This window comes from Streptomyces sp. CB02400 (assembly GCF_001905725.1).
Classification (GTDB): domain Bacteria; phylum Actinomycetota; class Actinomycetes; order Streptomycetales; family Streptomycetaceae; genus Streptomyces; species Streptomyces atrovirens.
Window position 1 is genome coordinate 198,861 of sequence record NZ_LIWB01000002.1, and the last position, 14,553, is coordinate 213,413.

The following is a 14,553-nucleotide window of genomic DNA, read 5'->3' on the forward strand; positions in this document are numbered from 1 at the left end:
CCACCACGCTGTAACAGCTGGCGGACAAGGTGGGGTTCGACCTCGTGGGCGTCGCGGGACGTATGTCAGGATTGGGGCTCGGAGCACATGGAACAAGTGCACCCAAGGGGGGCTTGATGTACGGCAGCAGGGGGGTCGGGGCGTTCACCGGGGGGCGGGCGTCCGCGGTGGTGCTGGGGGCAGCGCTACTGATGACCGGGTGTTCGTCCTCGGACGACAAGGGGGGTGCGGACGCCGGCGCGGGGATCACCCAGCAGCCGAAGGAGTCCGACCCGTTCTGGGTCAACCCGGACGGCAACGCCGCACGGCAGGTCGCCCAACTGGTCGAGGACGGCAAGAAGGCGGAGGCCGACCAGATCCGCAAGATCGCCCAGCAGCCCGTCGCCGAGTGGATCAGCCCGGAGAACCCCGAGGAGCAGGCCCGCGGCTTCACCGAGGGCGCGGAGAAGGCGGGCCGCACCGCGCTGCTGGTCCTCTACAACATCCCGCACCGCGACTGCGACCAGTACTCGCGGGGCGGCGCCGCCGACGGCGACGCCTACCGCGACTTCGTCGACAGTGTCGCCAAGGGCATCGGTGACCGTCCGGCGACCGTGATCCTCGAACCCGACGCGGTGCTGCACCTGGTGGACGGCTGCACCCCGGGCGAGTTCCACGAGGAGCGCTACGACCTCCTCAAGGGCGCCATCGCCAAGCTGAAGGGCCTGAAGAACACCAAGGTCTACCTGGACGCGGGCAACGCCGGCTGGGGCGAACCCGACCAGATCCACGAGCCGCTCAAGTGGGCCGGCATCGACCGGGCCGACGGCTTCTCGGTGAACGTCTCCAACTACTACTCCACCGAGGACTCCATCGCCTACGGCAAGCAGCTCTCCGCCAAGATCGGCGACAAGCACTTCGTCATCGACACCAGCCGCAACGGCAACGGCCCCTACACCGAGGGCGCCGAGGACGAACGCTGGTGCAACCCTCCGGGCCGCGCCCTCGGCGAAACCCCGACGACGAAGACGTCCGACCCCCTGGTGGACGCCTACCTGTGGGTGAAGCGACCGGGAGAGTCGGACGGCGAATGCAAGGGCGGCCCGAAGGCCGGCGAGTGGTGGCCGGAGTACGCCTTGAAACTGGCGCAAGGGTCGGAAACCTGAGGGGCGCGGGGAACTGCGCGACAGGCCACAGCGCTCCCGCCCCCGAACGACGCACCCGCGGGAGCGCTACGGCACCTGCACCCACTGCGCCTTACTGGGCACACCCTCCCCGTCATTGACGAACAACATGTACCACCCCGACTGAACCAGGTTCTTGCCCTTGGGCACCGTCACAGTGATCTTGTCCCCGTCCGTCTTGAAGTCCAACGCGATCGACCGCTGATCCACATCGGTGACATGCGTGGACGCACTGGGCCGGATCAACCGCACGCTCTTCACCGACGCCGCGTCCGCCGAGGTGAACGTCCCGGACTCCCCGCGCTCGATGGTCTTCGGCCCGCCCGACAGATCGGGCTGCTCGTTGTCCCCGTACAGGTACGGCGGCGTGTAGATCTCGATGCGCTGCTCGAACTCGCCCGGCTTGGTGTTGGCCTTGTCGGCGTAGAGCGAGTCGGAGCCGAAGACCATCACGCGGCCGTCGGGCAGCAGGATCGAGCCCGAGTGGTAGTTGCGGCCCACCAGCGGGTCGGCGACCCGCTTGAACTCGTTCTTCTCCGTGTCGTAGATCCGCGCCTCGAGGATGTTGGAGTCGCTGCGGCCCCGGTAGTCCTCGGAGCCGCCCGTGACCAGCACCTCGTCGTTCGGCAGGACCGACGCCTGCGGATAGCGGGTGCCCTTGTCCAGTGACGGCCCGTCGACGAACTCCGGGTCGTCGGCCTTGAGGTCGACGATGCGGGTCTTCTCGCTGGAGAGCTGGGACTCGCCGACCCCGCCGCCGCCGATCACCATGTACTTCTCGTCCTGTGCCGGCGGCAGCAGCACCGTGCCGGACGTCTCCATCATGTTCGGGTCGCTCAGCCCGGGGATCTTCTCGAACTTGTTGGTCTCCACGTCCCAGACGCCCGGGTCGCGGCCCACGTCGTCCGGTCCGTAGCCGGCGTTCGAACCCGAGTAGAAGATCTTGCCGTTCTGCATCAGGAACAGCGCCGGGTACGTCGGGAACTGGCGGACCTTCTCGGTGTAGGTCCACTCCTTGGTCTCGGGGTCGTAGACCTCGTTCTTGCCCGGGACGAGCTGGCCGATGTCGTCGAGGCCGGAGACGCTGAGGATCTTCCCGTCGCTCAGGGTGGTGAGCGTCGGGTACCAGCGGGACTCCTTCATCGGGTCGACCTTGATGTACTTCTCGGCGACCGGGTCGAACTCGAAGGCGTCGTCGATGCCCTGGAAGTCCTTCTTGTCCAGGGCGAGCTTCTCGGCGATGCCGTACGTGTTCTGAGCGTCCTCGCCGCTCAGCCCCTGCACGGTGTAGTTGTCCTGCGTGCCGGTGGCGTACTTGTTGCCGTTCTTCTCCGCCTCGACGTAGGTACGGCCGTAACCCGGGGTGTTGCCCAGGAACTCGCCGGTCTCCGGGTCGAAGTTCTTCTTCGCGCGCGGGACGAGCACCGGGTCCTTCGAGACGAAGGTCTTGCCGTTCTCCTTGCCGGTGAACTTGGTGCCCGCCGGCAGGGTGATCGGCTTGTCCGGGTTCTCGTTGTGGACGACCATCAGGCCGCCCGCCTTCTTCACGTCACCCTTGAGCTTCTCGTACCGCTTGGTGCCGCCAGCGATCAGCAGGTTGCCGTTGGCGAGCTGGGTGTGGCCGGTGCAGAACAGGTCCTCCGGCGTGGGCACCTTCTTGATGGTGCCCTTGACCGGGTCCCAGATCCGGGTGTCGTACTTCTTGGCGTCGAAGTTGTCCTGGTCGTTGCCCGACCCGGCGATGAGCAGCACCTTGCCGGTGCGCAACAGCGCCGCGTGGATGGTGTTCTGCCGGTACTCCTCGGGGAACTCGACGATCTCCCACTTGCCGTTCTCGGCCTTGTACTCGGGCTGGTTGATCTTGTACTGGTGGTATTTCTCGGTGCTGAAGCGGTACAGCCACGGCCCGTTCATTCCGGCCAGCGCCAGCACCACCGCCGTGCCTATCGCGATCCGACGGGCGCGACGGCGGCCTGCACGGTCCTTCATTCCTTACGTCCCCCAAGTCCACCAAGGGCGATCTGCATGGTCTGGTCGTTCCCGGGGGCCGCGCCCCCGGTGCCCGCGGCGGGCCCGCCGTGCGAGGCGGCCCACTGGGGCCGTTCCTGCGGGGCGTGCTGCTGCTGCGGCATCTGCGGCAGCGTCTGCGTCCGGGGCTCCTGCCCGGCGTCCGGCTGCCCGCCCCCGGCGTGGGCGCCGGGCTTCTTCCGGTCCTGCCGCATGCCGTGCCGCCAGGCGAACATCGGCGCGGCGGTGATCAGCAGGGCGAAGGTCGCCCAGATCACCATCGCCGGGTGCGAGTGCCCGTAGACGTAGCCCGCGGCGATGGAACCGGCGAAGATCAGGATGAAGTACCAGTGGTACCGGAAGGTTCCGAACCAGGTGTCCGGGCTGGCCGAGTCACCCTTCGGGGTGACCACGAACTTGCTCTTCTTGCGCAGGACGGAGTCGATCAGCGCCTTCGCGTACAGCGGCGCCGACAGCGCGGACATCACCATGCCGGCCACACCGCCGGAGCCCTCCGGCTCGTGCGGCGAGACGTTGTGGCGGCGGTTCCAGACGTACAGGCCGATCTGCAGGGCGGAGGCGTTGCCGTAGAGCATCAGCCAGACCGCCGGGTCGATGTTCACACCCGAGGCGCCCAGGCCCAGGAACAGCGCACAGCTCAGCGCCGCCAGGATCCAGTTCAGGGCCGACATCGGATAGAAGATGATCATCATCGTGTAGTTGAAGAGCTTGCTCGGCGGCAGCGAGTACCAGCCCTTCCAGTACTGCTTGAGGATCGTCTCGTACGTACCGCGCGACCAGCGCATCTGCTGGGTGAAGAAGTCGGTCCAGGCGTTGGGGCCCTCACCGACCGCGAGCACGTCCGGGGTGTAGACCGAGCGCCACTTCCTGCCCGTCGCCGGGTTCTTGTGGCGGTGCATCTCGAAGCCGGTCGCCATGTCCTCGGTGATCGAGTCGTACAGACCGCCGATCTGCTTGAGCGCCTTGATGCGTACGGCGTTGGAGGTGCCCACGAACATCGGCGAGCCGTAGCGGTTGCCGGCGCGCTGGATCAGCGCGTGGAAGAGGAACTGCTGGGACTCGGCGGCCTTGGTGACGAAGTTGTCGTAGTTGCCGTAGACCTGCGGGCCGATGACGAAGCCGACGTCCGGGTCGCGGAAGAAGCCGAGCATCCGCTCCAGGTAGTTCGGCAGCGGCACGTGGTCGGTGTCGACGGAGGCGAAGAAGTCGTAGTCGTCGCCGTGCGCGTCCAGCCAGGCGTTGTAGTTGCCGTGCTTGGTCTTGGCGCGGTGCGCGCCCTTCTTCTGGTTCCACTTCGCGACGCCCTTGCGGGAGAAGTGGTGCACGCCGAGACGGGCGCAGACCTCCTTCACCTCGGGGTCGTCGCCCTCGTCGAGCAGCCAGACGTGCATCAGGCCCCGGTGGCGGATCTTGACGGCCGCCTCCAGGGTCTTCGTCACCATCTCCAGCGGCTCCTTGCCGGGCACGAAGGAGGTGAGGAAGGCGACCCGGGTGCCGGTCTCGGGCACCACCGGGATCGGGTCACGGGCGACCAGCGTGGCGTGCGCGTTCGACAGCACGTTCATACAGCGGAAGAACTCGATCAGACCGATCGAGACGAGCATGACGACGTCGAGGGCGGGCAGCCACTCGAACTCCACGTAGTCCCGCTCGGTCCAGTGCGAGGGCTGGAGCAGCCAGAACAGCAGTACCAGCGACAGCACCGGGGCGGCGGCCAGCATCAGCGCGATCCGGATGCGGTGCGGCTCCTGGCCGATCAGCGAGCGGTACTGCACCTTGTACGGCTTGTTCGGATCGGGCTGGGTGAGGGGACCCGCGAGCCGGCTGTAGTGCTCGTAGTCGTATCTCGGCAGCGTCTTCCTGATCCGGCGGAACGCGCCCGTGTTCCAGTTCCGGTGGCCGGGCACCCTGAGCTGGGTGGTCTGGGACGGGTCGTCGTCCCTCTGGGCGCCCGTCGGCGTCGACGTCATGAGTCATCCCCCCAACACACGGCTGCCACCGCGTGCTTCGTAGCTTCCGCACGTCCGGTCCGGTGCCCCTCGACCGTCACAGACGTATCAGTGGTGGACCGCTGTCACCACGTCACCCACACCTTATAGACACGGCACAGCGCTGTTCCGGTTGCATGATGCCCCCCTCGGCACCGCTTCATGATGCGGGACCCCTCGCCCCGCATCACCAGCAACCGGTTTCTTGCCCCCCAACCGCCGCGAACCCGCAGCAACTCGAAGAACCCAGGTTCTACGGTGCCCATCATGATCGCAAGGTACGAAACACGGTGTTCACCGGTCATACGGGATTATTGTGAACGGTGAGGGAGAGCCGTGGGGCCGATGTTGCATACGTGCGCCGAGTGGGTTGCGTTCAACGGTCGCGAGGGGGTATCAGGCCAAAAACCGACGGGCCCCTCGTGTGCACGAGGAGCCCGTCGGGTCGGTGCGCCGCCAGGGACTCGAACCCCGGACCCGCTGATTAAGAGTCAGCTGCTCTAACCAACTGAGCTAGCGGCGCGCGCTGACGGCGTAACTCTACAGGACCCCGGCGGGTGCTCCCGACCGCCGGCCGTCCGGCCGCCATCCGCGGTCCGTGCCCGGTGGGGCCCGGTCCGCCGCCCGTACATCATTCGGACCGTCAACATGCGCGTGCGGAGGACAGTTGCGAAACTGACCGTCGTGCACGGACGTGGCGAAATCGACCGGGAGTGTGAGGGGAATCGCATGGAGTCTCCGGTATTCGAGGAAATCGATCCGGCGGACGACTGCGACTGCCCCGGCTGCGCGCACTGGCGACGCGTTCTGCCGCATTCCCGGACCGGCCGCTTTCCCGGCCATCCGGCGGCGGCGCACCGGACCGCTCTCGTCGTGGCCGTCGTGGCATCGGCCGCGATCGCCGCACCCGCGGTCGCCGCCCCCCAGACCCAGCGGCCCGCCGGCCCGGACGTTCCCGCAGGTGACGAGCCGGGCACCCCGCAGGGGACACGGGCCCCGCTGCACGGTCCCGGCGGTCAGGCGGCCCGGCCCGCGAGCCTCGCACGCCCCGCGCGGGTGCCCGCGATCACCCGCGCGGACATCGTCGAGCGGGCCCGGAACTGGGTCACCCGGAAGGTTCCGTACGGCGTGGGCTCTTACTGGTCCGACGGTTACCGGCAGGACTGTTCGGGTTATGTCTCGATGGCCTGGCGACTGCCCGGGAACGAATGGACCGGCAGCCTCGGGAAATACGCCGAGAGAATCACCAAGGACGAACTCCAGCCGGGCGACATACTGCTGTTCCACAATGCGGCCGACCCGTACGGCGGATCACATGTGGTCCTTTTCGGCGGCTGGACGGACACCGTCCGCTCCCAGTACGTCGCTTATGAACAGACCGCGCCGCACACCCGCCGGAAGACCACCCCGTACGCCTACTGGAACAACTCCGCGCGCTATGTCCCGTACCGCTACAAGGGGGTGACCGACGGCGCGGCGGGGGCGGGGGCGTCCCTCCCGACGGGCCGGACGCCGTTCCCCGGAGCGGCGTATTTCGGCCCCGGCGCGGAGAACGAGTACGTCGCCGAGCTCGGCCGGATGCTCGTCGCCCGCGGTGCCGGGCGCTTCTACACCGCTCCTTCCGGACCGCGCTGGACGGACGCGGACCGCAGGGCGACCCGGGCGTTCCAGGAGGCCCAGGGGTGGCGGGGCGCGGCGGCGGACGGGCTGCCGGGGCCGCTGACCTGGGAGCTGCTGGTGACCGGCGGGGGCCGGGACGTACAAAGCGGAGATTCCGCTTCCGGCTCGCACGGGGTGCCGGGCTATCCGGGCCGGGCGTCCTTCCGGCCGGGCGCCGTCAACGACCATGTCACGCGGCTCGGGAGACAACTGGTGAAGAAGGGGTTCGGCCGGTACTACACGAAGGGCCCGGGGCCGCGCTGGAGCGAGGCCGACCGACGCAACGTGGAGGCCTTCCAGCGGGCCCAGGGCTGGCGCGGCGGAGCGGCGGACGGGCTGCCGGGGCCGGAGACCTGGCGGCGGCTCTTCTCTTGACCACCCCTGCGGGCGTCAGGGTGTCCCTGGCGCCCGCATCCCCCGATGTGACGCTTCTGGCGCGCGTGCGTACGGAGGCTGGAGGCACGCTTGACATCTCTCCCAGCTGAAGCGGGGAGATTCAGCCCTCGCGGGTTGAGCTCTCTGCTTCATCGACAGCCGCCGACCCGAACAAACGGCAAGGACCGGTGTACCAGCCATCGGTCTTACGCCGGCTCTGCAGACCTGACATCCCGCCGGCCCGGCGGCAGACCCGACCGGCTCGGCTCTCGCCAGCCGGGCGAAGTCGACCTTGCCGCTCGATCCACCCGACTCCCCCTGTGTGGTGGGACGGTCCTTCGCTCTGAGGACGAAGCCCCGCTGCCTCCCCTGCTTCGCAGGAGTTCGTCTCCTCCCCCGCCTGGAGGCGGGGGTCTCCACGGAGGGACCTGATGACCACGACGATGTCCCCCATTCCCGAGCACGTTCCCGAGTCCGAGGAGCCGTCGGACCGCTCGGCGGCTGTCCGGCCGGTTCGGCTGATCCATACCGAGTCCACCACCGAGATCCCCGTCCACCTGCTGTTCCGCGACGCTCCCGGGCCTGCGCCGGTGCGGCTGCGTCCGGCGGTCGTCTCCCGCCGGGCGGACGCGGACGGGAAGGTTCCCCAGGGTCAGGGCCGGAGCCAGGGCACGGGAAAGCGGGCCCGGTCGGTCGTCCCGCAGGTCGACCCCGAGCTGGTGGAGCGGCCCGCGCGGGTGCTGCCCGGCCTCGCGGGGGTGCTCGCCGGGGTGTGCGGGGTGGCCGGCTGCGCGGTCACCTCGTGGTGGGCGGGCGTACTGCCGCCGCCGGTGGCGGAGGCGCTCGGGCCGGCGGCGCGTGCCGGTGCGGAGGGGCTCGGCCCCGCGCAGTGGGCGGCGTACGCGGGGGCCGGGGCGCTCGGTCTGATCGGGTTCGGCGGGCTGGCCCGCGGGCGGACCGGGCGGGCCTGGGTGCTCGGCCTGTTCGGCCGCTACCGGGGGACCGTCCGGCGGACCGGGCTGATGTGGATCAACCCGCTGCTGCTGCGCCGCCGGGTCGACGTACGGCTGCGGCACTGGCGCGGTGAGCCGGTGCGGGCGGCCGACCGCAGCGGGGTCGCGCTGCGGGTGGCCGTACTGGTGGTGTGGCGGGTGCGGGACACCGCGCGGGCGACGCTGGGCGTCGAGGACCACGAGGCGTACCTGCGCGCGTGCGTCGAGGCGGCGCTGGTGCGGGTGCCGGTGGCGGCGCCGGGCGCGGGCAAGGGCGCGGTGGAGGCGACGCAGGACGCGCTGACCCGGCTGGTGGCGACGGACACCGCGCCGGTGGGGTTGGAGGTGTTCGCGGTGCGGCCGGTCCGGGTGGAGTACGCGCCCGAGGTGGCCGCCGCGATGCACCGGCGCCGGATCGCCGCGCTGGACGCCCAGCACCGGGCGAGCGTGCTCGGCTCGGTCGTGGACTCGGTGGAGGACACGGTGACCCGGCTGACCACGCGGGGGCTGGTGGAACTGGACGACTACGAACGCAAGGTGCTGGTGAAGGACCTGACGGTGGCGTTCTGCGCGGGACGGGGAGAGGCGGGTCCGTGAACGGCGGGGGAACGGACCCTGCGATTGGTATGGACATGTTCAATCCGCGGCAATAATCTCAGACTTGGTCTAGACCTACCTGCACGGCTCACGGAAACTCCCCCACGTTCACCAGGAGCAGCAGCATGCGCACAAGGACCAAGACGTACGCAGCCGCGGTGGGGCTGGCCACGACCGGAGCGCTTGTGCTCTCCTCCGGTGGTGCCAGCGGCCACGGCTACACGGATCTGCCGGTCAGCCGGCAGAAGCTCTGCCAGAACGGCTCGGTGGCCAACTGCGGATCCATCCAGTGGGAGCCGCAGAGCGTCGAGGGCCCGAAGGGCTTCCCCGCCTCGGGCCCCGCCGACGGACAGCTCTGTTCCGCCAACAACACGCGGTTCGCCCAGCTCGACAGCCCGAAGACCCCCTCGGGCGGCGCCTGGCCCACGACCCGGGTGTCCGGCGGCCAGAACTACACCTTCCGGTGGCAGTTCACGGCCATGCACGCCACCACCGACTTCAAGTACTACGTCACCAAGCCGGGCTGGAACCAGAACCACAGGCTGTCCCGGTCCGACCTCAACCTCACCCCGTTCTTCACCGTGCCCTACAACGGCCAGCGTCCGCCGGGGACCCTGTCGCACAGCGGCCGACTGCCGTCCGGGCTCAGCGGGCACCACGTGATCCTCGCGGTGTGGACGGTCCACGACACGGGCAACGCGTTCTACGCCTGCTCGGACGTGACGTTCTGAACGCTCTGAACGTCTGAGCATCGCCCGAGCACGCCAAAGGGCCTCTCGCTCCCACGAGAGGCCCTTCTCGGTGCGCCGCCAGGGACTCGAACCCCGGACCCGCTGATTAAGAGTCAGCTGCTCTAACCAACTGAGCTAGCGGCGCATGACTCCCGCCGTCCGCTTTCGCGGGCGGCGACAGAGAAAATACTACCCGGTCCACGAGGGTGGTCCGTACCACCCCCGAGCACGCTAGATCGTCAGCGACAGCAGCACCGGGGCCGCGTTCCGGTTGAGCGTGTCGGCGGCCTGGCGCAGGCGGTGGGCGTGCGCCAGGGGCAGGGACAGCGCCAGACAGCCCACCGAGGAGCCGGCCGTGATCGGGACGGCCGCGCAGACCGTGCCGACCGCGTACTCCTGGAGGTCGAGGACCGGCACGGTGGGCGGCTGCGCCGCCAGCCGGGAGAGCAGCAGCGTGTCACTGGTGATGGTGCGCGAGGTGAGCCGGGCCATCCGGTACCGGGCGAGATGGTCGCGCCGGCCGTCGTGGTCGAGCTGGGTGAGCAGGCTCTTGCCCAACGCGGTGGCGTGCGCGGAGTGACGGAAGTCCACCCACTCGTTGACCTTCGGGGTGGCCGGGCCGTCGGCGTACTGGGTGACCTTGACCTCTCCGTCGACGTACCGGCTGATGTAGACGGCGGCGCCCACCCGGTCGCGGAGCCGGTCCAGGGTGCCCTGGATCTTCTCGCGCAGCGCCTCCTCGTGTCCCTCGGCGGAGCCCAGGCGGGCGAAGGCCGCTCCGGTGACGTACGCGCCGTCGGCGATCTGCTCGACGTAGGCCTCGCGGCGCAGCATCCGCAGGAGCGTGGTCAGCCGCTCCATGCCGAGGCCGGTCTCGCGGGCGATGTCGGTGTCGGTGACTCCTGTGGTGTGCCGCGCCACCGTCTCCAGGACGCGCAGCGCGTCCTGGACCGAGTGGTACGACGCGGTCGGCTCGTGCCTCAGCGCCACGGTTTCCCCCTGCGCTCGCTCTTGGGGCCGCAATCCGGTCAGCGAATCCCTTCCACGATAGCCGTCAAACGGCCTCGGGGAAGCGGGTGTTGACGAGAACGCGGCCCCCTCATCTGCGACGCCGACCCCCTGGCATATGCCAGGGGGATGATCCAGGGTGTCGACCTCGGGTATTGCCTTGCTCACGGCCCGTGGCTACAGCACCGCGCTGAGGAATTCCCGTGTCCGGTCGTGCTCCGGCTCGCTGAAGATCTTCTCCGGCGCGCCCGCCTCGATGATCCGGCCCTGGTCGAACATCAGCACCTGGTCGGAGATGTCCCGGGCGAAGTTCATCTCGTGGGTCACGCAGAGCATGGTGATGTCGGTGGAGCGGGCGATGTCCCGCAGCACGTCCAGGACGCCCGCGACCAGCTCCGGGTCGAGCGCCGAGGTCACCTCGTCGAGCAGCAGCACCTGCGGCCGCATCGCCAGCGCCCGCGCGATCGCCACCCGCTGCTGCTGACCGCCGGAAAGCTGCGCGGGGTGCTTGTCGACGTGGTCGGTCAGCCCGACCATCTCCAGCAGTTCCCGCGCCCGCTCCTCGGCCGCGTCCTTGGACATGCCGAGCACGGTGACCGGGGCCTCGGTGATGTTCCGCAGCACCGTCATGTTCGGGAACAGGTTGAACTGCTGGAACACCATCCCGATCTTCTTGCGGACCTCGCGGACCTGCTTCTCCGGCGCCGGGAAGAGCTGCTCCCCGTCGACGGTGATCGTGCCCTCGTCGGGCTTCAGCAGCGTCATCAGCAGCCGCAGGATCGTGGTCTTGCCCGAACCGGACGGACCGATCAGCGTGACGTGCTTGCCGGCGTCCACGGAGAAGTCCAGGTGGTCCAGGACCGTGTGGTTCCCGAACCGCTTGGTGACCTGCTCGAGGCGGATCAGCTCGCCGTTGCCCCTCGGGCTCTCGGGCTTCTTGTCGAACGGGGCGTGGGTGTCAGTGGACAAGGCGTCGCTCCAGGGCTCGCAGGGCAAGGGAGGCCAGGTAGGAGATGACGATGAAGGCGAAGCCGATCACCGTCAGGGGCTCGGTGAACTGGAAGTTCTGCTGCGAGAACAGCCGCGCCTCACCGAGCATCTCCAGCACGGTGATGGCCATCAGCAGCGGCGTGTCCTTCAGCATCGAGATGACGTAGTTGCCGAGCGCGGGCACCACCCTGCGCACGGCCTGCGGCAGGATCACCGCGGTCCACGTCCGGCGCAGCGGCAGGTTCAGCGCCGTCGCCGCCTCCCACTGGCCCACCGGCACGGCTTCGATGCCCGCCCGGTAGACCTGCATCGTGTACGTCGAGTAGTGCAGCCCGATGGCGAAGACACCGGTGGTCAGCGCCGAGAAGGTCACGCCCCACTCGGGCAGCACGTAGAACAGGAAGAAGAGCTGCACCAGCAGCGGGGTGTTGCGGACGAACTCCGTCACCGCCCCGACCGGCCAGGTCACCCAGCGCGTCGGCACCCGCATCAGCAGCGCCCACACCAGGCCCAGCGCGAACGAGATCAGCGAGCCCAGGACCAGGATCTGCAGGGTGACCAGCAGACCGTCCCAGAAGTGCGGCATGAAGTCGGAGACCGCGCTCCAGTCCCACTCCATCAGACGGCACCCCCCACGTTGGTCGTCTCGGGCCGCTTCAGCTCCACGTCCGCCTTACGCGCGGGCGCCTTGCCGACCCCGGCCTTCAGCTTCTTCTCCAGACCGCGCATCAGGCGGGTCAGCAGGAAGGCGATCGCGAAGTAGATCAGCAGGATGTACGTGTAGATCTCCGCGCTCTCCTGCAGTGCCAGGCGCACCAGGTTGGCGCTGAACGCCAGGTCGCCCATGCCCATGACGGACACCAGTGCGGTGCCCTTGAGCAGCTCGATCAGCAGGTTGGAGAACGGCGGGATCATCTCCGGCACCGCCTGCGGAAGCAGGATCAGCTTCATCCGCTGCCAGGGCGTGAAGCTGAGCGCGATACCGCCCTCACGCTGGGCCGGGTCGACCGCGGCGAGGGCACCGCGCACGATCTCCGAGCCGTACGCCCCGTAGGTCAGGCCGAGTGCCAGCGTGCCCGCCCACAGCGGCACGAGCTGCCAGCCGAAGGCCGGGGGCAGCACGAAGAACACCCAGAAGATCATCACAAGCGCCGAGGTCCCGCGGAACACCTCGGTGTAGAAGCCGGCGAGGAAGCGGACGATCCACAGCCGGTGGGTGCGCGCGACGCCCACGACGAAGGAGACCGCCGTCGCCAGCAGCGCGCTGAGCACGAGCAGTTGGACGGTGACCCAGACGCCCTCGAGTACGCGTTCCCAGAGTCCCGATGTCATCCGCCGCAGAGCTCCTTCGCGGTCATGTCGGTCATCTCGTCCTCGGTGAAACCGAAGGGCTTGAGGATCCGGAGGAGCTCGCCGCTGTCCTTCAGCTTGCGCAGTTCGGCGTTGAAGGCGTCCCGCAGGTTGGTCTCGTTCGGCCGGAAGGCGAAGCCGCCGCCGTCGACGTGCGGCTCCCCGTCGACGATCGGCTTGAAGGCCTCCGTCACCTCGGCCTTGCTCGACTTCTTCACCACTTCGCGGGTGGTGAGGGCGGTCCCGGCGAAGACATCGGCACGTCCGGCCTCGACGGCGTTCAGGCCGGCCACCTGATCGGGGACGATCAGGATGTCGCTCTCCTTGTACCCGGCCTCGACGGCGTACGCGATCTCCGCGTACCCGGTGCCGGTGGCGAACTTCGCCTTCTTCTCGACGACGTCCTGGTAGTCGTGCAGGTCCTTCGGGTTGCCCTTGCGCACGATGAACGAGTCGAGCATCTGGTAGTCGGGGTCGGAGAAGATGACCTGCTGACAGCGGTCCGGGTTGATGTACATCCCGGCGGCCACGACGTCGAACTGCTGCGAGTTCAGCCCGGGTATGAGGGAGCCGAACTCGGTGGGCACGGGCTGCACCCGGTCCACGCCGAGCCGTTTGAAGATGACCTTGGCCAGCTCCGGCGCCTCGCCGGTCAGATCGCCGTTCTTGTCGATGTAACCGAACGGGATCTCGCCGGCTATGCCCAGGCGGACGACGCCCGCCGCCTTGAGCCGGTCGAGCAGGTCACCGCCGCCCGTGGCCGCCGCCGTGGGCACGCGGGAGCAGCCCGCGGCACCCAGCGCGCCGAGCGCCGCGACCCCCGCGAGCAGCGACCGACGTGAGGGCCCGGAGGCTTCTCGGAATCGTCTCAGTGGTTGTAGTGGTGGAGCCATGGCGGCGCGGCTACCCGAAGCGATGCGAGTTATTCCGGCCAGTTTCAGCCCCGTTCGGCGGTCGGGCGGTCTTGACCGGCGCGGGACGATGGGGGACATGGCAGACCGATATCTCGAGATCTCCCTGGTCAAGCGTGGAATCAGCTGCACGGCCCGACTCCTCGACGACCGGGCGCCGATCACCTGTGAAGCCGTCTGGAAATCCCTCCCGTTGTCCGGCGACGTCTACCACGCCAAGTACGCGCGCAACGAGATCTACGCCCTCTTCCCGCCCTTCGCGGACGCGGAACCGCCCCTGGAGAACCCGACGGTCACCCCCATTCCGGGCGACCTGTGCTATTTCTCCTTCGCGGGCGCCGAGTTGGGCACGAAGTCCTACGGCTACGACCGCGAGGTCCGCCCCGGTACGACGGTCGTGGACCTGGCCCTGTTCTACGAACGCAACAACCTCCTCCTCAACGGCGACGTGGGCTGGGTCCCCGGCATCGTCTGGGGCCAGGTGGTAGAGGGCCTGGACGCCATGGCCGCCGGCTGCAACGACCTGTGGCGCACGGGCGCGACCGGAGAGGCACTCAGCTTCCGCAGGGCGCCGTAGCTGCGGGGGCGCACGGACGCCGGAGAGCGACGTAACTGCGGGCAGCCGTGCCGCTGGGGCGGCATCCCACCCCCGTAGCTGCGGGCAGTCGTGCCTCCCCCAGTGCCTGAACGGCCTGGGAGGTACCCCCAGGGCGGCACGGGTGGGCGCAGCGGCACCCCGCCGACGCGGGCAAGCGATCCGG

12 protein-coding genes and 2 tRNA genes are annotated in these 14,553 nt (G+C 69.0%); 5 read left to right on the forward strand and 9 right to left on the reverse strand.

Annotated features, from left to right (window positions below; translation table 11 throughout):
• Positions 1-116: 116 nt before the first annotated feature.
• Positions 117-1,145, forward strand: a complete 1,029-nt coding sequence (locus AMK33_RS06060; protein ID WP_073931692.1) for a glycoside hydrolase family 6 protein — start codon at positions 117-119, stop codon at positions 1,143-1,145.
• Between the two features lie 66 nt (positions 1,146-1,211).
• Here the strand turns inward: AMK33_RS06060 and AMK33_RS06065 are convergent, their stop codons facing one another.
• From AMK33_RS06065 to AMK33_RS06075, 3 genes are all read right to left on the reverse strand, one after another.
• The gene (locus tag AMK33_RS06065) at positions 1,212-3,152 is read right to left on the reverse strand and encodes a kelch motif-containing protein (RefSeq protein ID WP_073931693.1); all 1,941 of its coding nucleotides are present in this window, start codon (positions 3,150-3,152) and stop codon (positions 1,212-1,214) included.
• Positions 3,149-5,161 (reverse strand): glycosyltransferase family 2 protein, encoded by a 2,013-nt coding sequence (locus AMK33_RS06070; RefSeq protein ID WP_073931694.1) that lies wholly within the window; start codon positions 5,159-5,161, stop codon positions 3,149-3,151. Before AMK33_RS06070 ends, AMK33_RS06065 begins: the two co-directional genes overlap by 4 nt.
• Positions 5,162-5,628: 467 nt before the next feature.
• Positions 5,629-5,702, reverse strand: a tRNA-Lys gene (locus AMK33_RS06075).
• Between the two features lie 206 nt (positions 5,703-5,908).
• On the opposite strand from AMK33_RS06075, the gene AMK33_RS06080 reads away from it, so the two are divergent.
• The 3 genes from AMK33_RS06080 to AMK33_RS06090 all read left to right on the forward strand — a co-directional run bounded on the left by AMK33_RS06080 (position 5,909) and on the right by AMK33_RS06090 (position 9,533).
• Complete coding sequence (locus AMK33_RS06080; protein ID WP_073931695.1) at positions 5,909-7,213, forward strand: peptidoglycan-binding protein; 1,305 nt, start codon at positions 5,909-5,911, stop codon at positions 7,211-7,213.
• Positions 7,214-7,644: 431 nt separating this feature from the next.
• Positions 7,645-8,802, forward strand: a complete 1,158-nt coding sequence (locus tag AMK33_RS06085; protein ID WP_073931696.1) for an SPFH domain-containing protein — start codon at positions 7,645-7,647, stop codon at positions 8,800-8,802.
• Between the two features lie 125 nt (positions 8,803-8,927).
• A complete protein-coding gene (locus AMK33_RS06090; RefSeq protein WP_073931697.1) occupies positions 8,928-9,533 on the forward strand; it encodes a lytic polysaccharide monooxygenase auxiliary activity family 9 protein in 606 nt (201 codons plus the stop codon).
• Positions 9,534-9,604: 71 nt separating this feature from the next.
• On the opposite strand, the gene AMK33_RS06095 is transcribed toward AMK33_RS06090, so the two are convergent.
• The 6 genes from AMK33_RS06095 to ehuB form a co-directional block, all read right to left on the reverse strand.
• A tRNA-Lys gene (locus AMK33_RS06095) sits at positions 9,605-9,678 on the reverse strand.
• Between the two features lie 86 nt (positions 9,679-9,764).
• Positions 9,765-10,523, reverse strand: coding sequence for an IclR family transcriptional regulator (locus AMK33_RS06100; RefSeq protein ID WP_073931698.1), 759 nt, complete (start codon positions 10,521-10,523; stop codon positions 9,765-9,767).
• A gap of 195 nt (positions 10,524-10,718) precedes the next feature.
• Positions 10,719-11,510: an ectoine/hydroxyectoine ABC transporter ATP-binding protein EhuA gene (ehuA, locus tag AMK33_RS06105; protein ID WP_073931699.1), complete on the reverse strand. Its 792-nt coding sequence runs from the start codon at positions 11,508-11,510 to the stop codon at positions 10,719-10,721.
• Positions 11,500-12,150 carry an ectoine/hydroxyectoine ABC transporter permease subunit EhuD gene (gene ehuD / locus AMK33_RS06110; RefSeq protein ID WP_073931700.1) on the reverse strand — a complete coding sequence of 217 codons (651 nt, stop codon included), beginning with the start codon at positions 12,148-12,150 and terminating at the stop codon, positions 11,500-11,502. The genes ehuA and ehuD overlap by 11 nt, the downstream gene beginning before the upstream one ends.
• On the reverse strand, positions 12,150-12,863 hold the full coding sequence (gene ehuC / locus AMK33_RS06115; protein ID WP_073931701.1) for an ectoine/hydroxyectoine ABC transporter permease subunit EhuC: 714 nt from the start codon (positions 12,861-12,863) through the stop codon (positions 12,150-12,152). Before ehuC ends, ehuD begins: the two co-directional genes overlap by 1 nt.
• On the reverse strand, positions 12,860-13,774 hold the full coding sequence (ehuB, locus tag AMK33_RS06120; protein ID WP_073931702.1) for an ectoine/hydroxyectoine ABC transporter substrate-binding protein EhuB: 915 nt from the start codon (positions 13,772-13,774) through the stop codon (positions 12,860-12,862). The genes ehuC and ehuB overlap by 4 nt, the downstream gene beginning before the upstream one ends.
• Positions 13,775-13,871: 97 nt before the next feature.
• Between ehuB and AMK33_RS06125 the strand changes: the two genes are divergently transcribed.
• Positions 13,872-14,369, forward strand: a complete 498-nt coding sequence (locus AMK33_RS06125; protein ID WP_073931703.1) for a DUF3830 family protein — start codon at positions 13,872-13,874, stop codon at positions 14,367-14,369.
• The last annotated feature ends 184 nt before the right edge of the window (positions 14,370-14,553 follow it).

Bases quoted from the DNA above. Each gene is read 5' to 3' on its own strand.
- AMK33_RS06065 (WP_073931693.1), bottom strand. From the start codon at position 3,152: ATGAAGGACCGTGCAGGCCGCCGTCGCGCCCGTCGGATCGCGATAGGC.
- ehuC (WP_073931701.1), bottom strand. From the start codon at position 12,863: ATGACATCGGGACTCTGGGAACGCGTACTCGAGGGCGTCTGGGTCACC.
- ehuD (WP_073931700.1), bottom strand. From the start codon at position 12,150: ATGGAGTGGGACTGGAGCGCGGTCTCCGACTTCATGCCGCACTTCTGG.
- AMK33_RS06060 (WP_073931692.1), top strand. From the start codon at position 117: ATGTACGGCAGCAGGGGGGTCGGGGCGTTCACCGGGGGGCGGGCGTCC.
- AMK33_RS06070 (WP_073931694.1), bottom strand. From the start codon at position 5,161: ATGACGTCGACGCCGACGGGCGCCCAGAGGGACGACGACCCGTCCCAG.
- AMK33_RS06080 (WP_073931695.1), top strand. From the start codon at position 5,909: ATGGAGTCTCCGGTATTCGAGGAAATCGATCCGGCGGACGACTGCGAC.
- AMK33_RS06085 (WP_073931696.1), top strand. From the start codon at position 7,645: ATGACCACGACGATGTCCCCCATTCCCGAGCACGTTCCCGAGTCCGAG.
- ehuB (WP_073931702.1), bottom strand. From the start codon at position 13,774: ATGGCTCCACCACTACAACCACTGAGACGATTCCGAGAAGCCTCCGGG.
- AMK33_RS06090 (WP_073931697.1), top strand. From the start codon at position 8,928: ATGCGCACAAGGACCAAGACGTACGCAGCCGCGGTGGGGCTGGCCACG.
- AMK33_RS06125 (WP_073931703.1), top strand. From the start codon at position 13,872: ATGGCAGACCGATATCTCGAGATCTCCCTGGTCAAGCGTGGAATCAGC.